The following is a 20135-nucleotide window of genomic DNA, read 5'->3' on the forward strand; positions in this document are numbered from 1 at the left end:
CGCCATGAGCGACAACGGACCGTCGGCTGCCCGTCCCCCCGAAGATCCCGAGGTCACCCGCCTACGGGCGGCGGCCGAGGCCGCTGAGGCGGAGCTGCGCCTCGCACGTGCGCGTGCCGATCTCGCGGAGGCGGAGGCGGCGGCGGCGCGAGCCCGTGCGGCGGAGGCGGCCCCTTCGTCCGCGGGAGGTGCGGTGCCATCCGCCCCGGTCGCGGACGGGACGGCGGCGGCCGTTCCGACACCCGCCTTCGAGAGCCCCGCGCCCCCGAGCCCCGCCCCTGCGGGACCCGCGACAGCACCGAACACCGCGGCGCCGTCCACCCCCGCCCCGTTGACCGACGCGCAGGTGTCCACGATCGCGGCCGGATACGCCGCTGACGGCGCGTCGCTGGATCTCGGCGTGCTGATGAACGGCGGGCCGGTGGCATCCGTTCCCATCCGCATCCCGCTCGCGATGACGAATCGCCACGGACTCGTCGCGGGAGCCACGGGCACCGGCAAGACCCGCACCCTTCAGCTCTTGGCCGAGCAGCTCTCCGCGCAGGGCGTGCCGGTGTTCGCGGCCGATATCAAGGGCGACCTCTCGGGCATCGCCGCCCCGGGCGCGCCGAGCGACAAGCTCGCGGCGCGCACGGCGACCCTGGGACAGGACTGGTCGCCGCGCTCCTACCCGACGGAGTTCTTCGCCCTCGGCGACGACGCCGGGTCGGGCATCCCCGTCCGGGCGACCGTGTCGGGTTTCGGTCCGCTGCTGCTGAGCCGCGTGCTCGGGCTGAATGCCACCCAGGAGTCGAGCCTCGGGCTCGTCTTCCACTACGCCGACGAGAAGGGTCTCGCCCTCGTCGACCTCCCCGATCTGCGGGCCGTGCTGACGTACCTCACGAGCGACGACGGGAAGGACGAGCTCAAGGGAATCGGCGGTCTGTCGTCGGCGACAGCCGGGGTCATCCTGCGCGAGCTCGTGGCGTTCTCGTCTGCTGGCGCCGACACGTTCTTCGGGGAGCCCGAGCTCGACGTGTCGGTGTTCCTGCGGACGGCGGGCGACGGATCCGGCATGGTGAGCCTGCTCGAAGTGCCGAACGTCGCGTCGCGCCCCGAGCTGTACTCGACGTTCCTGATGTACCTCCTCGCCGAGCTGTACGAGGTGCTGCCCGAGGTCGGCGACCTCGACAAGCCGAAGCTCGTGTTCTTCTTCGACGAGGCGCACCTGCTGTTCCGCGACGCGTCGAAGGCGTTCCTCACCGCGATCAACCAGACGGTGCGTCTGATCCGCTCGAAGGGGGTCGGCGTGTTCTTCGTCACCCAGACGCCGAAGGACGTGCCCGGTGATGTGCTCGCGCAACTCGGCTCGCGTGTGCAGCACGCTCTGCGCGCCTTCACCCCCGACGACGCCACGGCTCTGCGTGCGTCGGTGCGCACCTACCCCGACTCGGGATACGACCTCGAACGGGTCCTGCAGGAACTCGGAACGGGCGAGGCGATCGTCACCGTCATGAACGAGCGGGGCGCCCCGACTCCCGTGGCGTGGACGCGCCTGTTCGCTCCCCGCGCGTCGATGGCGCCGATTCCGGCGGAGACCATGGCATCCGCCGTCGCCGCGTCCGCGCTGTTCGTCACCTACGGCACCCCCATCGATCCCGAATCGGCGCGCGAGATCCTGGGCGCGCGAATGCAGGCCGCGGCCGACGCTCGCGCCGCGGCGGAGAAGGCGAAACAGGATGCCGCCGACGCCGCCGAGTACGCCAAGCAGAAAGCGGCGATCGACAAGGCCCACGCCGACGCGCAGAAGAAGGCACAGCGCGAGTACGAGCGCATCCTGAAGAGCACCGCCGGTTCGAGCCGCCGGTCGAGCACGCCCACCGCTCCGCTCGATGACCTCCTGGGGCGCGGCACGACGAAGTCGCTCGTGAACGGGGTGATCCGCGGGCTCTTCGGCACGGGCCGGCGCCGCTGATCCACGGCTCGATGCACCCCGGCCGATCACGGCGGCGTTCGTCGGGGCGGCGACCTCGGAGGCACCGGATGCCGCGGGCTCGTGGCCCTGTGCGAACGCGCTCCGTCGCGCAGGCGGTGCGACAGCTCCTCACGGAGGGGCCGATCGGGGAGGACGACAGCGGGACTTTCGGGCGCTGCGGCGGGAACCGTGCGCTCGCCGGTGACGGGGATGAGGGCGACCTCCTGTGCGCGATCGGGGTCGCCTCGTCCTCGTTCGTGCCGATGAGCAACGTGACGGCGCAGGCTCACCCTCGCGCCGTCGTCAAGCCCCCGGGGATGTCGGATGCCGGGCGTACCGTTTCGGGCATGAGCGAGCTCACCACGCCCACCGGCCGCGAACCCGCCCTCGTCGCACAGCCCCGGCCCGACGGCTCCGAGCCACGTGCTCTCGTCCTCGGCGCCACCGGGTACCTGGGCGGGCGACTCGTGCCGCGCCTGCTGGCCGCGGGCTATCGGGTGCGCGTGCTCGCGCGCGACCCTGCGCGCGCGGAGGCGTTCCCGTGGGGCGGCGATGTCGAGGTCGTCCGTGGCGATGCGACCGACGCGCGCGCGGTGCGTGAAGCGGTCGACGCCGTCGATGTCGTCTACTACCTCATCCACTCGATGGGCGGCGGTAAAGACTTCGAGGACACCGATCGCCGTGCGGCCCGCACGGTCGCGGATGCCGCGGCCGCGGCATCCGTCAGTCGGATCGTGTACCTCGGGGGCCTGCATCCGCTCGACGCTCCGCTGTCGCCGCACCTGCGCTCGCGGGTCGAGGTCGGCGAGATCCTGCTGGCCAGCGGCGTGCCGACACTCGTCCTGCAGGCGGGGGTCGTGATCGGCTCGGGGTCGGCGTCGTTCGAGATGGTCCGACACCTCACCGACGTGCTGCCCTACATGCCCGCGCCCAAGTGGGTGCGAAACCACATCCAGCCGATCGCGGTCCGCGACGTGCTGCACTACCTGCTCGGCGCGGCGCGGGTCGCCCCGAACGTCAACCGCGCCGTCGACATCGGCGGCCCCGACGTGCTGCGGTACGGGCAGATGATGAACGGCTATGCGCTGGAGGCAGGTCTCCACCAGCGTCCGATCGCGTCGCTGCCGGTGCTCACGCCGCGCCTCGCCTCGCACTGGGTCAACCTCGTCACGCCCATCCCGAAGGCGATCGCGCGGCCCCTCGTGGAGTCGCTGCAGAACGACTGCGTCGTGAAAGACCGCGCGGTCGATGACCTCATCCCGCGACCCGAGGGTGGGCTCATGCCCTATCGCGCTGCGGTCAAGCTCGCCCTGCGGCGCGTGAACGACGACACCATCGAGACCAGTTGGCAGGATGCCGAGGTCTCCGGCGTGCCGAGCGACCCCCTGCCGAGCGACCCCGACTGGGCGGGACGCCTCGTGTACACCGACAAGCGCTCCATGCACACGACAGCTAACGCCGCTCAGCTGTGGTCCGTCATCGAAGGCATCGGCGGCGAGAACGGGTGGTACTCGTCGCCCCTGTTGTGGGCGATCCGCGGGTGGATGGACCGCCTCGTCGGCGGCGTCGGCCTCGCGCGCGGCCGCCGGAGCCGGTCGGTCGTCACCGTCGGCGACGCGCTCGACTTCTGGCGCGTCGAGGCGATCGAGCCGGGGCACCTGCTGCGCCTCCGTGCCGAGATGAAGGTGCCCGGGGGCGCCTGGCTCGAGCTGCGCGCGACACCCGACGGCGACGAGGCGCGATTCGACCAGCGGGCCCTGTTCTTCCCGACCGGGCTCGCGGGCCGGCTGTACTGGCTCGCCGTGCTGCCGTTCCACGGCCTGATCTTCAGCGGCATGGCTCGGCGCATCACCGCCGCGGCCGAGCACGTGCAGCGTGAAGACCCCGCGCCGAAGGCGGAGGCCGGGCGAATCGCGCCCGAGGTGCCCGAGGTCGAGACGGTCGGCCGGTGACGCGGGCCGAGGCGCGCGCTGGCCGGTCCGAGTCCCCTCGCGGGGTGCGCGGCGTCGGTCCGTGGCATCCTGTCGCGCCTAGGCTGATCCCGTGCCGCACGTCGCCAGGGTGATCACCGTTTCCGACCGCTCCGCCGCGGGGCTCCGTGAAGACCGGGGCGGCCCGCTCGCCGTCTCGTTGCTGCGCGATGCGGGTTTCGACTGCGCCGACGCCGTGGTCGTACCCGATGGCGCGGAAAGCGTCGAGGCTGCTCTGCGCGACGCGGTCGCGGCGGGCCCCGGCCTCATCGTGACGACCGGGGGCACGGGCGTCTCCCCGCGCGATCGCACGCCGGAGGGCACGGCGCGCGTGCTCGACCGCGAGCTGCCCGGCATCGCCGAGGAGCTCCGCCGTCGGGGGATCTCCGACACGCCCCTCTCCATCATCTCGCGCGGGCTCGCGGGGATCGTCGGCCCCGGCTCACTCGTCGTGAACCTTCCCGGGTCGACGCGGGCCGTGGCATCCGGGATCTCGGTGATCGCCGAGATCGCCCCGCACGTGCTCGACCAACTCGCCGGAGGAGACCACGCATGAGCGCCGTTCGCATCGCCCGACTCTCCGAGGAGCCGCTCGACCTGGACGCGCACCTGCGTGCCGTGGAAGATGACGCGTCGGGGGCGGTCACGACGTTCGTCGGTCGCGTCCGCAACACCGATCCGGATGCCTCCGACGCGGTCATCGCGCTCGAGTACAGCGCGCACCCCGATGCGCCGGCCGCCCTGGAGCGCATCGCCGCGGCGGCGGCCGAGGGCACCGATGCGATCGTCGCGGTCAGTCACCGCGTCGGTCGACTCGAGGTGGGGGAGGCCGCTGTCGTGATCGCGGTGGCATCCGGTCACCGGGCCGCCGCGTTCGAGGTGTGCCGCGCGGTGATCGAGACGATCAAGACCGACCTCCCCGTGTGGAAACGTCAGGTCGAGGCCGACGGCACGACGCAGTGGAAGGGTCTGGGCGGGTAGGTTTGCGGGGCTCGTAGGTCGCCGGCCCGCGGCGGGGCCGTGCGGGAGACGGGGCTCGGAAAAGCCGGCCGGGTGGGCGGGGCAGCGAGCTCGTGCACGGGATCCGGAGATGTACACCGGATCCGGATGGATTGCCGGGATGCGTCCGGATCTGTTGCCCGTTTCCGGATCTGTGACGCGAGGCCGCACGGGCGCGGGCGGCGCGAGGGCACGAGGTTCCCCGGCGCGAGCCGGAGGGTCAGCCGCCCGCGAACGGCGGCAGGACGTCGACGTGCGTCGCACCCGCGAGGGGAATGTCATCGTCGTGTCGCGTGCCGTCGACCAGCACGGCACAGCGATCCAGGATGCCGGAGAGCGCGGGGTGGTCGCTCACGACAGCGGTGCGCAGGGCCGCGAGCGTCGCCTCGAAGCGTTCCTCGGCGTCGGTCCCGGCGGCCTCGGCCGCGGCGGCGAAGTAGCGGACACGGACGCTCATGCGGAGGCTCCGTGGGCGGGAGCGGTGGGGATTCCCGTCGTGGAAGCAGCGGCGACGGCGCTCGCTGCCGGGGTCGCACCCGGCTCGACCGGGCGCACCCAGTCGCCCGACTTCCCGCCGGTCTTCGACACGATGCGCACGTTCTCGATGGAGGTGCCCTTGTCCATGCCCTTCACCATGTCGACGATCGCGAGGGCGGCGACCGAGACGCTGGTCAGCGCCTCCATCTCGACGCCGGTGCGGTCAGCGGTGCCGACGGTCGCCTCGATCTCGACGCCCTCGTCGGTGATCTCGAGATCCACCGAGGCGCGGTGCACGCCGATGACATGGGCGAGGGGGAGGAGCGCGGGCGTCGACTTCGCGGCCTGGATGCCGGCGATCCGCGCCACGGCCAGCACATCGCCCTTGGGGGCGGTGCCGTCGCGGAGAGCGGCGACGACCTCGGGCGCACAGCGCACGAAACCGCGCGCTGTCGCCGTGCGGACGGTGGGCTGCTTGAGCGTGACGTCGACCATGCGGGCGTGGCCCGCGGCATCCAGGTGGGTGAAGGTCATGAAATCAGCATGACATCGAGTGGGTCGCCCACCGACACGGTGGACACCTCGGCGGGGACGATCGCGAAGGCCTCGGCCCGCGCGAGGGAGGCGGCGAGGTGCGACCCGGAGCCCCCCGCGGTCGCCGGACGCACGGTGCCCTCGACCAGGTCGATCGCGGCCGGGAGGTACTGGCGGCGACCGGGTGGGGTCGTCCAGGACTCGGATGCCGTGAGCCGAGCCGTTCGTCGGTCGAGCACCGCGCGACCCTGCAGCGCGAGCAGCGCGGGCCGCACGAACACCTCGAACGACACCGCGACGCTCACGGGATTGCCGGGGAGCCCGAAGACGAGCCGGCCGTCGTCGAGGACCCCGAAGGCCTGCGGTTTTCCGGGTTGCATCGCGACCTTCTCGAAGGCGATGCGGTCGGAGAGTGCGAGGCGCACGGGCTCGTAGGCTCCCGCGCTCACCCCGCCGGTGAAGACGACGACGTCGGCGCGCGAGGCGCGTGACAGCACGGTGTCGATGCCCGCGGGGTCGTCTCCCACGCGGTCGACCACCTCGACGTCGGCATCGGCCTCGGTGACGAGGGCGGCCAGCAACGTCGCGTTCGAGTCGGGAGTCTGGCCGCGTGCCGGTGTCGTCCCTGGCGCGACGAGCTCGCTGCCGGTGGACACGACGGCGACGCGGGGGCGCCGAGTGACGCTCACGACATCGACCCCGGCGGCTGCAGCCGCGGCGAGAGCGAGGGATCCGAGCCGCTCGCCGGTCGAGAGGACCACCTCCCCCGACCGGGTGTCGCCTCCGCGCCGACGGATGAACGCGCCTGGACCGACGGGCGCGCGGACGACCTCCACCGTCTCGAGCGAATCGGCGAGACCGCCGACGGTGTCTTCGAACGGCACGACCGCGTCGGCGTCGGTGGGGACGGCGGCACCCGTCATGATGCGTGCGGCCTCGCCCGGGCCGAGCGAGGGATCGTCGGCGGTGCCGGCCGGCAGATCGGCGACGACGCGCAGTGAGGCCGGGTGATCGGCATCCGCTGCCTCGACGTCGGAGAAGCGCACGGCGAAGCCGTCCATGGAGGAGTTGTCGAAGCCCGGGAGATCGTGTGCGGAGAGCACCGGCTCGGCCAGGGTTCGTCCCGCCGCCTCGGACAGCGGCAGCGACGCGGCGGGCAGCAGCGCGACGGCGGCGAGCACACGGGCGCGGTGCTCCTCGACGGTGAGCAGCGGGGTCATCGGGGCCTCCGAGGGGAGCGAGGGGCGGGGTCGTGACGAACGGTACGGGAGACCTCGCCGCCCGGACCCGGGGTGGCGGCGGTCATGCGCGCGCCGCCGGGAGGAGCGGGATCACGTCCTGCCGGGCGCGCAGCGCATCGATGACGACGAGTCGCCCGAGCAGCGGTTCTCCCGCGCCCGTGACGAGCTTGATCGCCTCGGTGGCGAGAAGCCCGCCGACCTGGACGCACAGAGAACCGAGCACGCCGACCTGCGCGCACGTCGGCGGCTCACCGGCGGAGCCGGGCGGGAACAGGTCGCCGAGCACGAGGGGTGCGTGGCCCTCGGGTGGGGCTGACCAGAACACCGTCACCTGCGCCGACCACTCCTGGACGGCTCCCCAGACGAGGGGAATGCCGAGACCCTGGGTCGCGGCGGCGACGGCCTCGCGCGTGTCGAAGGTGTCGCTGCCGTCGATCACGAGATCGGCGTCGGCGAAGAGCTCGCGGGCGTTGTCGGAGGTCAGTCGTACGGCGCGTTCATGAACGACGGTGACGGGCGACAGGTCGCGCACAGCACGCGCGGCGGAGGCTGTTTTCGCGGTGCCGATGTCATCGACGCGATGCAGCAGCTGACGTTGGAGGTTCGTGCGTTCCACGACGTCGTCGTCGATCACCACGAGTTCACCGACGCCGGCGGCCGCGAGAGCGAGCAGCACGGGGGAGCCCAGGCCCCCCGCTCCCACGACCGCGATGCGCGCGGCCGCGATCCGCCTCTGCCCCTCCTCGCCGATACCGGCGAGCACCGCGTGGCGGGCGGTGCGGATGAGCTCTTCCGGGGTGAGGGATGCCACCGGCTCGACGAGCGGTTTCATCCGCCGATCGCGCTCATGGTGCGCTCGGGCTGGACGAAATCGGCGCGCGCGAGCCCGACGCGGTCGGAACCATGGGCGCGGGGCTTGGCCCACATGGCATCCCGCCAGATCTGTGCGAGGCCCTCGTCGTCGGCGCCGTCGCGGAGGGAGGTGAGCAGGTCGGTCTCCTCGTGCGAGAACAGGCACGAACGGATACGGCCGTCGGCCGTGACGCGGGTGCGCGAGCATGCGGCGCAGAAGGGCTCGGTGACGGAGGAAATGATCCCGACGTGTCCGGCGAGGGCGGTCTCGCCGTGGCGGCGCACCTCCCAGCGTTCGGCGGGGGCGGCACCACGACCGCGCGGGTCGGCGGTGAGCGTGAACGCTTCCTCGATCGCGGCGCGGATGTCACGCGCGGGGATGACGTTCGTCGCGCTCCACGAGCGGTCGCCGTCGAGCGGCATGTCCTCGATGAAGCGCATTTCGAAGCCGTTCGACACGGCCCAGTCGACCAGGGGGACGACCTCGGTGTCGTTGATGCCGCGCAGCAGCACGGCGTTGATCTTGATCGGGCCGAGTCCCGCGGCACGGGCGGCCTGGAGACCTGCGAGGACCTTCTCGAGGTGCGGGCGGCGCGTCAGCTCGGCGAACGTTTGGGGGTGCAGGGTGTCGAGCGAGACGTTGAGGCGCGTCAGCCCGGCGTCCTTGAGGTCGTGCGCGCGGGAATCGAGTCCCACGGCGTTGGTCGTCATGGAGATCGGCAGATCGGGATTGTCGGCCCGGATCCCGGCGATGATGTGCTCGAGGTCCTTGCGGACGAGGGGCTCGCCACCCGTGAGGCGCAGTTCCTCCGCCCCCAGCGAGCGGACCGCCACCCGCACGATGCGCCGGATCTCGTCGGCGCTCATCAGCTGTGTCTGCGGGAGCCACGGCATCCCGTCGGCCGGCATGCAGTACGTGCAGCGCAGGTTGCACTTGTCGATCACCGAGACGCGGAGGTCGGTCGCGACGCGGCCGAAGCGGTCACGCAGTCCGCCGCTCTGCGGCGCGCCGGCCACGCGGACGGCACCCGGGTCGCGAGGGGTCACGGGCCGCGCCCCGCCGGTGTCCGTGTCGCGGCGGGGGCCGGTCGTGCGGATGGCGCCGAGCTCGTTCGTCGGCGCGCCCGCGGTCACGGTCGCGCTGAGCGGCACGACGACCGGTCCGCGCGAGGCGTTCGCGTGCTCGGCATCCATGGGTCGAGCCTAGGTCAGTGCGGGACGGGAAAGGGCGGTGCGGGCAGGGGAGCGGAGGAGATTCACGCCGGCGGAGGACCCGGCCGGCCGGGCTCGTCCTCGCGCGGCCTGATCTCGGGTGGTGCCGGTAGCCGGTGCCGGTTCCCGTGCCGGGCAGGCGGGGCAGTGCCGGCCCCGGGGAGGGTACGGTCGTCGCATGCCGAACACCTTCCGCATCGCCACCGCCGCCCGCCTCCTCGGTGTCAGCGACGACACCGTGCGGCGGTGGATCGATCAGGGCGTGCTGCCGACCACCGGTGCTTCACCGGTCGAGATCCCGGGAGCTGCTCTCGCGGAGCGGGCCGTCGCCCTGGCGGACGAGCCCAACGACCCCACCGGTGTCGCCTCGAGCGCGCGCAACCGTTTCGTCGGCATCGTGACGCGCGTGCGCATCGACGGCGTGATGGCCCAGGTCGACCTGCAGTGCGGTTCGCACCGCGTGGTGTCGCTGATGTCGGCCGAGGCCGCCGAGGAGCTCGCGCTCGAGGCCGGGTCCCTCGCCGTCGCCTCGGTGAAGGCGACGGTCGTGACGGTGGAAGCTCCCCGCGGCTGAACCGGCGCGGCGGCGCGCGGCCGCTTCGGTAAAGCGGACCGACTCGACGTGATCCGCGGATATAGTCGGGTGAAAACTCCGCAAACGCGGATTTATCCCCCCGGCGCCTCGTGGCGCGGAAGGAAAACAATGCGCCGTCCTCTTCGCCTCGCCGCCGCCCTGGGCGCCGCCGCCCTGCTCGCTGCCTGTGCGAGCCCCGCGTCCGAGCCCGCGGCATCGGGAACCCCCGGCGGGCAGGACACGCTCAGCGGCACCGTCGAGGTCTACGCCGCCGCCTCTCTTCAGCGGTCGTTCGACGAGATCTCCGCGGCGTTCGAGGCCGCCCACCCCGAGGTCACGGTGAGCGCGGTGTACGACGGCTCGAGCACCTTGGCCACGCAGATCGGCGAAGGCGCCCCCGCGGACGTCTTCGCCTCGGCCGACGAGAAGAACATGGCCAAAGTCGCGGCCCAGGCACCTGACCCGCAGATCTTCGCGGCCAACACTCTCGTGATCGCTGTGCCGTCCGAGAACCCGGGCGCGGTCCGTTCGCTCGCCGACCTCGCGCGTGTGACGACCGTGCTCTGCGCGCCGGAGGTGCCGTGCGGTGCCGCTTCGCAGACGCTGCTGTCGAACGCCGGGGTCGCCGTGAGCCCCGCCAGCGCGGAGCAGAACGTCACCGCGGTGCTGACGAAGGTCGCCGCGGGCGAAGCCGACGCCGGCCTCGTGTACGCCACCGATGTCGTCGGCCGCGACGATGTCGAGGCGATCGTGCCCGACGGTGCCGACGCCGTGGTCAACCGCTATCCGATCGCGGCCCTGACCGATGCCCCGAACCCGGACGCTGCCGCGGCCTTCGTCTCGTTCGTGTTGTCGGGCGAGGGGCAGCGCATCCTCGACGACGCCGGGTTCCGCGCCCCATGAGGTCGGGCGGGTACGTCCCGCGGTGGCTCATCGTGCCCGCGGGGGCCGGGCTGCTGTTCCTCCTGGTGCCGCTGACGGCGCTCATCGCGCGCGTGCAGTGGGCGACGCTGTGGACCGACGTGACCTCCGACGCCGCGCTCTCGGCCCTCGGCCTCTCGGTGACCACCGGTGCCGCGGCCACCGTGATGTGCGCCGTCGTCGGCATCCCTCTCGCCCTCGTGATCGCGCGCAGCCCCGCCCGCACGGCGGCCCTGTTGCGAGCCCTGGTGACGGTGCCGCTCGTGCTGCCACCGATGGTCGGCGGAGTCGCGCTGCTGTATCTGTTCGGGCGGACGGGGTGGTTCAGCGCCCTCGGCCTGCCCTTCACCACGTCGGCGGTGGTCCTCGCCCAGGTGTTCGTCGCGCTGCCGTTCCTCGTGCTCGCGGTCGAGGGGGCGCTCCGCAGCACCGGGGTGGACTTCGAACGCACCGCGGCCTCCCTGGGGGCGAGTCGTGCGACGATCCTGCGCCGCATCACGCTCCCGCTCGCCGCCCCCGGCATCGTGGCCGGAGTGGTGCTGTGCTTCGCCCGCGCGATCGGCGAGTTCGGGGCAACGGCGTTGTTCGCCGGTAACCGACCGGGCGTGACGCAGACGATGCCGCTCGCGATCTACACCGCCTTCAACGGAGCCGGCGTCTCGCAGGGAACCGCTGTGGCGCTGTCCCTCCTGTTGCTCGTGACCGCGGTGGCCGTCCTGCTGCTCGTCCGCGGATGGCGACCGGGGGTCGGGCGGTGAGCGCGGTGAGCCCTCTCCCCGAGGGGCAGGCCGAGGTCGGGCGTCAGACGGTTCCGGATGCCGCCGACCTGCGTGCCCGCATCGTCGTCCGCCGTCGCGATTTCGCCGTCGACATCGCGCTCGAGGTCGCGCCCGGAGACACGGTCGCGGTCATGGGCCGCAGCGGTGCGGGCAAGTCGACGCTGCTCGGCGCGCTCGCCGGACTCGCAGCGCTCGATGATGGCGAGGTCGTGCTGGACGGTCGCGTCCTCGACCGCGCGCCGCGTGTACGTACGGCGCCGATGCACCGCGGGATCGTGCTCCTCGGACAGGACGCGCGCCTCTTCCCGCATCTGAGCGCGCGGGAGAACGTCGCGTTCGGTCCCCGCGCGGCGGGGGTCTCGGCATCCGAAGCCCGCGCGCGCGCCGAGGAGTGGCTGACCCGCGTGGGGCTCGCCGGTGCGGGAGACCGGCGCCCCGCTCAGTTGTCGGGCGGCGAGCAGCAGCGCGTCGCGGTGGCCCGCGCGCTCGCCGCCGAGCCGCGCGTGGTGCTCCTGGATGAGCCGCTCGTGGCCCTCGATGCGGTGACCGCGTCGGAGATCCGGTCGATGCTGCGCGAGCGTCTCGCGGGGGTGACGACGATCGCCGTGACACATGACGCCGTCGACGCCGCAGCCCTCGCCGACCGGCTCGTGATCGTCGAGCGCGGACGCGTGACGCAGACAGGGTCGGTGCGCGAGGTCCTCACGGCACCCGCGACAGCGGTCGCCGCGGCCATCGCCGGGCTCGAACGCGTTGTGGGCGTCTCTCGCCGCGGGGGCTGGGAGAACGCGGGAATGCGGCTGGACTCCACGGATGCCACCTCTCTCGCGCTCGCCGCCACCGACGGGGTTGCGCTCGCCGCCGTCTTTCGCGCGGTCGACGTGCGTCTCGGGGAGGGATGTCCGGCCACCGTCGAGCGCCTCGAACCGACCCCGACCGGTGTCCGTGTCGTGACCGATCGCGGGGCCGCCGAGGTGTCGCCGAGCGAGGCGACGGCGATTCTGCCGGGCGACGTGGTGCTCGCGAGGATCGCGCCGGATCGCGTGCGGTTCGTCGCGGCATCCTGAAGCGCCGTTCGTTCGAGGAGGGGCGCCGGGCACCCGGCCGAGCGTCGGGAGCACCCGGACGCGGGGGAGCCGCTCCGCCGTCATCCTGCCTCGACCGCACGCCGGAGAGCGGGACCCAGGTCATCGGGCGACCGGAGCGCGCGCCGCGCTGCGCCGACCGCGCGGCGCCGTGCGGCGGGACCGGGCGTCGGCGCCGTGAGGGCGACCGCGGCGATGAGGTGGGCGTCGCTCGTCCAGGCCGCGGCGCGCGGCGGAGGGCGGTGAACGAGGGCGAGCACGCGGGCAGCGTCGGTCAGCGCCGCCGCCGACCGGTCGAGTTCCCGGAGGGCGGCGCGTATCCGTGACTCGGCCGCGCGTGCGTCGGTCGCGTCGGCGGCGGCGAGGCGGTCCGAAACCGCGGCGAGAACGGCGCTCAGCCGCGACCGCACGACGTCGGCGGTGCGGACGGGGTACACCAACGCGACCGCGAGGAGCCCGATCGCGACACCCACGACGATCTCGATCAACCGCTGACCGATGAGCGGGCTGGGTTGACCGGTGAGGCGCTCGAGCAGGGTCAGCGCGACCGTCACGCCGAAAGCCCAGACCGCATACCCGATCTCGCGGAACAGGACGCCGACCCCGATCGCCGTGAGAGCCAGCGCGACCACAACCCCGCCGTCGCTCGGCAGCACACCGGCGGGGAGAAGAGCCACGAGAGAGCCCACCGCCGCGCCGATCAGGCGGTGAACCCCGGTGCGGATGGCATCCGCCCGCCCTCGGGGGAGGTAGGCGACGATGATCGTGCTCAACACCACCCACGGCCAGTGCTCGCCGAAGACCGTCCCGCCGACCACGAACGCCACGGTGAGCGCGACGCCCAGCTGCAGAGCGGAGCGCGTGGATGCCGAGGGGCGCAGTCGGCTCGGCGGGAGCACGTCTTCCCGGCCGCCCGACACCGGCCGGGGGATGAGCATCAGCGCTCGAGCCGCGCCCTGCACCGCGGTGACCACGACCCAGGCCAGCACGGCGATCCCGATCGGTGCGAGCACGGCGGCGAGCGGGCCCAGGTCGACTCCCACGCCCGCTGGCAGGAACAGCACTGCGAGGAACGGCGTCGCCACGAGCGAGCCGATCCGACGCCAGAACGGGCCTCGTCCTCTCGACGCGACGACGGCCACGAGCACGACGACGTAGACGAGGGCTCCGATCCACGGGCTCGCGCGCAGGAGCGCCCCCAGGGCGACGCCGGCGAGGCCGACCACCGGCAGGAGGGCGAGCGCTTCGAGGCGTCCTCGCCGATCCCGTTCGAACTGACTCCGGCTGAGCGACGCCGTCAGAGCGATGCCCAGGATGATCGCGGAGGGTTCGGGCAGCACCGTGAGAAGGACCGCCACCACGATCGCCACAGCGAGCAGGGCCAGCGCTCCCCGCCCGAGACGGTCTCGCCATCCCTCGCGCACGCGCTCACGGTAGACCCGCTGTCTTTGAGCGTGCCGTCAGGATCGCAGCGACGACGATCCGACGATCCGCCCCTGCTCCATCCGCACCTCGCGGTCCACGAGCCCGGCCGGCACCTCGACGTGCGAGACGAGCACGACGGCGCGATCCCGATCCACCGCGGTGAGCAGGTCGTGGAGAAGGGCCTCGGATGCCGCGGCGTCGACGCCCGCGGTCGGCTCGTCGAGCACGAGTACGGGGAAGTCGCGCAGCAGTGCACGGGCGAGGGCGAGACGCTGCGCTTGCCCGCCCGAGACGAGGACACCGCGATCGCCCACGCGCGCGTCGAGCCCCCCGCGCTCGGCGACCCACGCCTCCAGGCCGACGCGGGCGAGCACGGCGACGAGGTCGGCGTCGGTGGCGTCGTCGCGAGCGAACAGGAGGTTCTGACGGATCGACTCGTCGAAGAGGAACGGCGACTGCTCGATGAGTCCGATCGTGCGGCGCAGGTCGTCGCCCGACACGGACCGGGCCTCGACGCCGCCGATCGTGTAGGAGCCCGTGTAGTCGAGGAAGCGCGCGAGCACGTGGGCGAGCGTCGTCTTCCCCGCCCCGCTCGGCCCGGTGACGAGCACACGCTCGCCGGCGTCGACCCGGAGCGCGACCGCGGTGAGTCGTCCCGTGTCACCGTCGTCGGCGGCGCGGGCCGGCCAGTGCGCCGCGACGCCGCGGAGTTCGATCCCCGTTCCCAGGGGCGGGGCGTCTCCCGACGGCAGGGGCTCGTCGCGAGGGAGACCGTCGGGGATCGCGTCGGGGACGGCGTCGGCGATACGCTCCGCGGCCGCGCGCACCTGGCGCCAGGATGCCAGGGCCAGGGGCACCGGCCCGAACACCTCGAAAACGGCCATCGGCAGCAGCACGACGACCGCGAGCCCGGGCCCCGACAGCGTGCCGGTGGCGATCCCGGGGGAGGCGACGGCGAGTGCGAGCAGAGACGCGGCACCGGCGAGCACCGACACCGTGCCGGAGGTCAGCCCCTGCGCTGCTCCCCGGCGGATCACCGCGCGCCGCAGAGCGGCATCGGCGGTGCGGATGCGTTCGCGGGCGGCATCCACCGCTGCGTACGCCGTCAACACGTCGAGGTTGGTCAGGAGATCGTGCACGGCATCGGCGACCGCGGCGCGCAGCGGCGCGATGGAGCGTTCCGCGCGCGAGCCGGCGGCCGATCCCACGGCCACCGAGACCGCGAACGCCACGGCGAGACACACGAACAGCGTGAGTGCCGCCGGCCACGAGATGAATGCGGTGAACACGACGGCCGCGAGAGAGGTCAGCGCGGCGGCCGACAAGGGCAGCACGACTCGCAACGGCAGATCCTGCAGCTCTTCGACGTCGTCGACGACGCTCGACAGCAGCCCACCTCGCCGCGCGCGCCCGAGACCGTCCGGGGCCAGCGGCACGAGCTCGCGCACGAGGTCGGCGCGCACGCCCGCCAGCTGGTGCAGGGCCGCGTCGTGGCTCGTCAGCCGCTCCAGGTAGCGGAACACCCCGCGCGACAGCGCGAACGCGCGAACTCCCACGACCGCGGCCGAGAGGTACATCACGAGGGGCTGCTCGGCCGCGCGCGCGATGAGCCACGCGCTCGCCGCGAGCAGCGCCACGGCGCTCAGCGCGGTACCGAACCCCGAGAGCACCGCGGGGGCGAACCGACGACGCGAGGGCATCGCCGAGCGCAGGATGCCGCGCACCCGCGCGTTCACGAGCGCGCTCCGTCGCGTCCGGGTACGGGGCGGGGGTGGCTGAGGGTGCCGGAGCCTCCGGTCCCTTCGACGGGCTCAGGGGCCCGGGGCGCGGGGTCGGGGACCGGGGATGCGGGTTCGGGGCGCAGTTCGACCACGCGGTCCGCGATCGACCGCGCGGACGGACGGTGCGAGACCAGCAGCACCGCGCGGCCCGCATCGGCCTCGCGGCGCAGGGTCTCCCACAGGTGCGCCTCGGTCGTGGCATCCAGGGCGCTGGACGGCTCGTCCAAGACGAGGATGCGCGCTCCACCCGTGCGCATGCGGTACAGCGCCCGCGCGACGGCGACGCGCTGAGCCTGGCCGCCCGAGAGCCCCGACCCGCCCGCGCCGAGAGGCGTTCGGGGTGAGATGTCGGCGGCGCCCGCATCGGCGAGCGCCTGCTCGACGGCGGCGGGGTCTGCGACCGATCCGAGCGCGACGTTCTCGCCCACCGTTGCCGACACCAGTCCGGGGCGCTGCCCGGCCCAGGCCACCGCGGCGCGGGCGTGCGGGACGGTCGTGCCGTCGACGCGCACCTCGCCGTCGTAGTCCGCGAAGCCGAGCACGGCGGCGATGAGCGACGACTTGCCGACGCCGCTCGGGCCGCTGACGAGCAGGACCTCGCCCGGTCCGACCGACAGTGACGCCGTCGGCATCCGGTGCACTCCTCGGTGCACCCGCACCCCGCTCACCTCGAGCGTCGATCCGGCGGGGGCGGGCCCTGCATCCGCGACAGGTGCGGTGCGGGCCGCATCGAGCGCGTCGAAGATCTCACCCGTGGCGGCCACTCCCTCCGAGGCCGCGTGAAACTGCACGCCCACCTGCCGAAGGGGCAGGTACGCCTCGGGTGCGAGCAACAGCACGAACAGCCCGACCAGCAGCGACAGATCGCCGGCGAGCAGGCGGAAACCGATGGTCACCGCAATGATCGCGACCGAGATGGATGCCAGGAACTCCAGTGCGAAACCCGAGAGGAACGACACGCGCAGCACGGTCATCGTCTCGCGCTTGTAGTCGCGCGTGACGGTCTCGATCGTGTCGGCGGCGCGGTGCTGGCGGCCGAACGCCTTGAGCGTGCCGAGTCCCTCGACGGTGTCGGCGAAGCGCGAGGCGAGGCGGCCGAGCGTGCGGTACTGCTTCTGCTGCACCGACCGCGTCGCCAGGCCGATCAAGACCATGAAGATCGGGATGAGGGGGATCGTCAGCACCACGATGAGTCCCGACAGGGGATCGGCGAGGGTGATCGCCCCGATCAGGATCGGCATGGTGATCGCCGTGGCGACGAGCTGGGGAAGGTATCGCCCGAAGTAGGCATCGAGCGCTTCGAGCCCGTGCCCGGCGGTCAGGGAGAGCGCGGCGATGTTGCGTCCGGCGAGCCATCGTGGCCCGAGCCGGGCCACCGCGGCGACCAGTTTCTCGCGCAGTTGGAGCGAGGCGACCGCCGCTCCCCGGGCTGACACGCGCTCGGATGCGGCGATCAGCAGACCCCGGAGAAGGATCAGGGATGCCGCGACGGTGACGTACGTCCACAGCTCGACGGGCGGCCGACCCGAGATCGCGCCGACGAGAGCCGAGGTCAGCGCCCACGAGAAGCCGACGATGACGCCGGTCTGCGCGAGGACGATCGCGGCGCTGATGACGAGGAAGCCGCGCGCGGCCGTGGCGTAGCGGACGAGCCGCGGGTCCACGGGCCGCATCTTCTCCGGCCCCTCGTCGCTCACGGTATCGATCCTCTCAGACGCGTCGTCCCGCTCTGGTGGGGAGCGGGACGACGACGGTGTCAGTGCGCGACGAGCGCAGCCTTCTCGATGCGCGCCCGGGTGACGCGCTTGCGGAACACCCAGTACGTCCACCCCTGGTAGGCCAGGACGAGGGGCAGGAAGATCAGCGCGGCCCAGCTCATGATCGTGAGCGTGTAGTCGGTGCTGGACGCGTTCTCGATCGTCAGGCCCGAGCCGGGCGCGAGCGTCGAGGGCATCACGTTCGGGAACAGGGCGAAGAACAGCGCCAGGACCGCGGTGACGATCGTCACCGCGCCGAGGGCGAAGGCGGTGCCTTCGCGGCCCCGGAGGTTCGCGACCCAGGAGCCGATGAGCGTCAATGCCGCCACGCCGGAGAACCCGACCACTCCGAGCAGGAGCGGCGCCCCCACGCTCGCCGCGTGCACGATGGTCCACACGAGGAACACCGCGGCGACCACGATCGTGGCCAGTCCCGACTTCGTCGCCAGGGCGCGCGCATCCGCGCGCACCTGCCCGTCGGTCTTCAGTGCGACGAAGTACACGCCGTGGGTGAAGAAGAGCAGCAGGGTCGTGAGGCCCCCGAGCAGACCGTAGGGGTTCAGCAGCGTCAGCAGGCTCCCGACGTATTCGTGATCGGCATCCAGGGGTACGCCCTGCACGATGTTCGCGAAGGCCACGCCCCACAGCAGCGCGGGCACGGCCGAGCCGATGACGATCATGCGGTCGAAGCCGCGCTTCCATTTCACCGAGTCGCGCTGGTGCCGGTATTCGAACGACACACCGCGGGCGATGAGCGCCAGCAGGATCAGCAGCAGGGGCAGGTAGAACCCGCTGAAGAGGGTGGCGTACCACTCGGGGAAGGAGGCGAACAGGGCTGCGCCCGCGACGATGACCCAGGTCTCGTTGAGGTCCCACACGGGGCCGATGGTGTTGATGATCTGACGGCGGGCGATGTCGTCCTTGCCGAGGAACGGCAGCGACATCCCGACGCCGAAGTCGAACCCGTCGAGCACGAAGTATCCGACGAAGAGGAATCCGACGATCCAGAACCAGAGGTAGGCGAGGTCCATGATGTTCTCCTAGGCCGACTCAGTAGACGGTGGTCGGGGTGTTCTCGACGGTGTCGGGCTCGCGAGGCGCGTTCGGATCCGGCAACGGGTCCGGACCCTTCTGCGCGTACTTCTTGATGAGACCGAACTCCACCACCGCGAGACTCGCGTAGGTGACGGTGAAGGCGATCAGCGAGACCAGGACGCTCCATCCCGGAACGCTGGGGGAGACACCGTCCTGGGTGAGCATGAGTCCGAAGACGATCCACGGCTGGCGGCCCATCTCGGTGAAGATCCAGCCGACGAGGCTGGCGATCATCGGCAGGGGAGCCGCCCAGATCGCCACGCGCCACATCCACTGCTTCACGGGTCGCGTCGCCTTCTTGCGCGTGACCCACAGACCCGCGGCGCTGATGAGGGCGGTGACGCCACCGAGCGCGATCATCCAGCGGAAGGCCCAGTAGGTGACCCAGAGCACGGGAGCGAAGTTGCCGTCGACCTGGTCGGCGAACTGCGGGAACATCTGCTGGCTGTAGAGCGTGTTCAGGTCGTTGATGCCCTCCACGCAGCCGTCGAGAGAGTGCGTCGACAGGATGCTGAGCAGGAACGGCACGCGGATCGAGAAGAGTTCACTCGTGCCGTCGGGGGTTCCCAGCGTGAAGATCGAGAACGAGGCATCCTGTCCGCAGACGGTGTTGAACGTCGCCTCCGCCGCAGCCATCTTCATCGGCTGCGTCGCCACCATCACGAGGCTCAGCTGATCGCCGGCGATCGCCACGAGGACGAACGACACGATCGCCGACCAGAGACCGAAGCGCAGCGTCGTCCGCATCATCTCGACGTTGCGGCCCCGCGCGAGGTGCCACGCGGAGATGGACGCCACGATCATGGCCGCGAACATCCAGCCCGAGAAGATCGTGTGGGGGAAAGCCGCGAGGGCGACCGGATTGGTGAGCATGGCCCAGAAGTCGACGAGCTCGGCGCGGTGGCCGTCGGCCGCCATCTGGTAGCCGACCGGGTTCTGCATGAAGGCGTTGGCGGCGATGATGAAGTACGCCGAGAAGGTGGCGCCGAGCGTCGCCATCCAGATGCTCGCGAGGTGGGCGAGGCGGGGGAGCTTGTCCCAGCCGAAGATCCACAGGCCGATGAAGGTGGCCTCGAGGAAGAAGGCGAGCAGGCCCTCGAAGGCGAGTGGAGCTCCGAAGACGTCGCCGACGAAGCGCGAGTACGCCGACCAGTTCATACCGAACTGGAACTCCTGCACGATTCCCGTCACCACGCCCATGGCGAAGTTGATGAGGAAGATCTTCCCGAAGAAGCGCGTCAGGTGCAGCCACTTCACATCCCCGGTGCGGTACCAGACGGTTTGGAAGATCGCCACGACGAGCGACATCCCGAGGGTCAGAGGCACGAAGAGGAAGTGGTACAGGGTCGTCAACCCGAACTGCCAGCGAGCGAGTGCGAGGGGGTCGAGCCACTCCACGAGGAGCCTCCGATCAAGGGCGAACTATGTGGTCAGACCACATGCTACGCCGCGCCGTCTCGCGTCATTCCGCGTTGATTC

General features: G+C 72.1%; 17 protein-coding genes and 1 pseudogene. 8 read left to right on the forward strand and 10 right to left on the reverse strand.

The genetic code is table 11. The features are described from left to right. The first annotated feature begins 4 nt into the window (after window positions 1-4). From PIR02_10970 to PIR02_10985, 4 genes are all read left to right on the forward strand, one after another. Window positions 5-1954 carry a DUF853 family protein gene (locus tag PIR02_10970; GenBank protein WZH35301.1) on the forward strand — a complete coding sequence of 650 codons (1950 nt, stop codon included), beginning with the start codon at window positions 5-7 and terminating at the stop codon, window positions 1952-1954. Between the two features lie 347 nt (window positions 1955-2301). Next, window positions 2302-3906 (forward strand): SDR family oxidoreductase, encoded by a 1605-nt coding sequence (locus PIR02_10975; protein ID WZH35302.1) that lies wholly within the window; start codon window positions 2302-2304, stop codon window positions 3904-3906. A gap of 91 nt (window positions 3907-3997) precedes the next feature. Next, the gene (locus PIR02_10980; GenBank protein ID WZH35303.1) at window positions 3998-4480 is read left to right on the forward strand and encodes a MogA/MoaB family molybdenum cofactor biosynthesis protein; all 483 of its coding nucleotides are present in this window, start codon (window positions 3998-4000) and stop codon (window positions 4478-4480) included. Continuing rightward, window positions 4477-4905, forward strand: a complete 429-nt coding sequence (locus tag PIR02_10985; protein WZH35304.1) for a molybdenum cofactor biosynthesis protein MoaE — start codon at window positions 4477-4479, stop codon at window positions 4903-4905. The genes PIR02_10980 and PIR02_10985 overlap by 4 nt, the downstream gene beginning before the upstream one ends. 238 nt (window positions 4906-5143) lie before the next feature. Here the strand turns inward: PIR02_10985 and PIR02_10990 are convergent, their stop codons facing one another. The 5 genes and pseudogenes from PIR02_10990 to moaA form a co-directional block, all read right to left on the reverse strand. After that, the gene (locus PIR02_10990; protein ID WZH35305.1) at window positions 5144-5380 is read right to left on the reverse strand and encodes a MoaD/ThiS family protein; all 237 of its coding nucleotides are present in this window, start codon (window positions 5378-5380) and stop codon (window positions 5144-5146) included. 89 nt (window positions 5381-5469) lie between these two features. Then, a pseudogene (gene moaC / locus PIR02_10995) lies at window positions 5470-5934 on the reverse strand (cyclic pyranopterin monophosphate synthase MoaC). Continuing rightward, a complete protein-coding gene (locus PIR02_11000; protein WZH35306.1) occupies window positions 5931-7154 on the reverse strand; it encodes a molybdopterin molybdotransferase MoeA in 1224 nt (407 codons plus the stop codon). The pseudogene moaC and the gene PIR02_11000 overlap by 4 nt, the downstream one beginning before the upstream one ends. 82 nt (window positions 7155-7236) lie before the next feature. Continuing rightward, a complete protein-coding gene (locus PIR02_11005) occupies window positions 7237-8007 on the reverse strand; it encodes a HesA/MoeB/ThiF family protein (protein ID WZH35307.1) in 771 nt (256 codons plus the stop codon). After that, on the reverse strand, window positions 8004-9221 hold the full coding sequence (gene moaA, locus PIR02_11010; protein ID WZH35308.1) for a GTP 3',8-cyclase MoaA: 1218 nt from the start codon (window positions 9219-9221) through the stop codon (window positions 8004-8006). Before moaA ends, PIR02_11005 begins: the two co-directional genes overlap by 4 nt. Before the next feature lie 196 nt (window positions 9222-9417). Between moaA and PIR02_11015 the strand changes: the two genes are divergently transcribed. The 4 genes from PIR02_11015 to PIR02_11030 all read left to right on the forward strand — a co-directional run bounded on the left by PIR02_11015 (window position 9418) and on the right by PIR02_11030 (window position 12580). Beyond that, on the forward strand, window positions 9418-9813 hold the full coding sequence (locus tag PIR02_11015) for a TOBE domain-containing protein (GenBank protein ID WZH35309.1): 396 nt from the start codon (window positions 9418-9420) through the stop codon (window positions 9811-9813). Window positions 9814-9942: 129 nt separating this feature from the next. Further along, window positions 9943-10716 (forward strand): molybdate ABC transporter substrate-binding protein, encoded by a 774-nt coding sequence (gene modA / locus PIR02_11020; GenBank protein WZH35310.1) that lies wholly within the window; start codon window positions 9943-9945, stop codon window positions 10714-10716. Further along, window positions 10713-11492 (forward strand): molybdate ABC transporter permease subunit, encoded by a 780-nt coding sequence (gene modB / locus PIR02_11025; GenBank protein ID WZH35311.1) that lies wholly within the window; start codon window positions 10713-10715, stop codon window positions 11490-11492. Before modA ends, modB begins: the two co-directional genes overlap by 4 nt. Window positions 11493-11497: 5 nt before the next feature. Further along, window positions 11498-12580 carry an ATP-binding cassette domain-containing protein gene (locus PIR02_11030; protein ID WZH35312.1) on the forward strand — a complete coding sequence of 361 codons (1083 nt, stop codon included), beginning with the start codon at window positions 11498-11500 and terminating at the stop codon, window positions 12578-12580. 80 nt (window positions 12581-12660) lie between these two features. Here PIR02_11030 and PIR02_11035 read toward each other — a convergent pair whose 3' ends face one another. The 5 genes from PIR02_11035 to PIR02_11055 form a co-directional block, all read right to left on the reverse strand. Continuing rightward, window positions 12661-14022 (reverse strand): FUSC family protein, encoded by a 1362-nt coding sequence (locus PIR02_11035; GenBank protein WZH35313.1) that lies wholly within the window; start codon window positions 14020-14022, stop codon window positions 12661-12663. A gap of 36 nt (window positions 14023-14058) precedes the next feature. After that, window positions 14059-15759: a thiol reductant ABC exporter subunit CydC gene (cydC, locus tag PIR02_11040; protein ID WZH35314.1), complete on the reverse strand. Its 1701-nt coding sequence runs from the start codon at window positions 15757-15759 to the stop codon at window positions 14059-14061. Continuing rightward, entirely contained in the window at window positions 15756-17477 is a 1722-nt protein-coding gene (gene cydD, locus PIR02_11045; GenBank protein ID WZH38992.1) for a thiol reductant ABC exporter subunit CydD, read from the reverse strand. The genes cydC and cydD overlap by 4 nt, the downstream gene beginning before the upstream one ends. An 83-nt stretch (window positions 17478-17560) precedes the next feature. Then, complete coding sequence (gene cydB, locus PIR02_11050) at window positions 17561-18592, reverse strand: cytochrome d ubiquinol oxidase subunit II (protein WZH35315.1); 1032 nt, start codon at window positions 18590-18592, stop codon at window positions 17561-17563. Between the two features lie 19 nt (window positions 18593-18611). After that, window positions 18612-20054 (reverse strand): cytochrome ubiquinol oxidase subunit I, encoded by a 1443-nt coding sequence (locus PIR02_11055; protein ID WZH35316.1) that lies wholly within the window; start codon window positions 20052-20054, stop codon window positions 18612-18614. Window positions 20055-20135 lie beyond the last annotated feature (81 nt).

This window comes from Microbacterium enclense (assembly GCA_038182865.1).
In the GTDB taxonomy this organism is placed as follows: domain Bacteria; phylum Actinomycetota; class Actinomycetes; order Actinomycetales; family Microbacteriaceae; genus Microbacterium; species Microbacterium enclense_B.

Coding starts and splice junctions, on each gene's coding strand:
- PIR02_10975 (WZH35302.1), top strand. CDS start 2,302: ATGAGCGAGCTCACCACGCCCACCGGCCGCGAACCCGCCCTCGTCGCA.
- PIR02_11000 (WZH35306.1), bottom strand. CDS start 7,154: ATGACCCCGCTGCTCACCGTCGAGGAGCACCGCGCCCGTGTGCTCGCC.
- PIR02_10990 (WZH35305.1), bottom strand. CDS start 5,380: ATGAGCGTCCGTGTCCGCTACTTCGCCGCCGCGGCCGAGGCCGCCGGG.
- PIR02_10985 (WZH35304.1), top strand. CDS start 4,477: ATGAGCGCCGTTCGCATCGCCCGACTCTCCGAGGAGCCGCTCGACCTG.
- PIR02_10970 (WZH35301.1), top strand. CDS start 5: ATGAGCGACAACGGACCGTCGGCTGCCCGTCCCCCCGAAGATCCCGAG.
- modB (WZH35311.1), top strand. CDS start 10,713: ATGAGGTCGGGCGGGTACGTCCCGCGGTGGCTCATCGTGCCCGCGGGG.
- PIR02_11005 (WZH35307.1), bottom strand. CDS start 8,007: ATGAAACCGCTCGTCGAGCCGGTGGCATCCCTCACCCCGGAAGAGCTC.
- modA (WZH35310.1), top strand. CDS start 9,943: ATGCGCCGTCCTCTTCGCCTCGCCGCCGCCCTGGGCGCCGCCGCCCTG.
- PIR02_11015 (WZH35309.1), top strand. CDS start 9,418: ATGCCGAACACCTTCCGCATCGCCACCGCCGCCCGCCTCCTCGGTGTC.
- moaA (WZH35308.1), bottom strand. CDS start 9,221: ATGGATGCCGAGCACGCGAACGCCTCGCGCGGACCGGTCGTCGTGCCG.
- cydB (WZH35315.1), bottom strand. CDS start 18,592: ATGGACCTCGCCTACCTCTGGTTCTGGATCGTCGGATTCCTCTTCGTC.
- cydD (WZH38992.1), bottom strand. CDS start 17,477: ATGCGGCCCGTGGACCCGCGGCTCGTCCGCTACGCCACGGCCGCGCGC.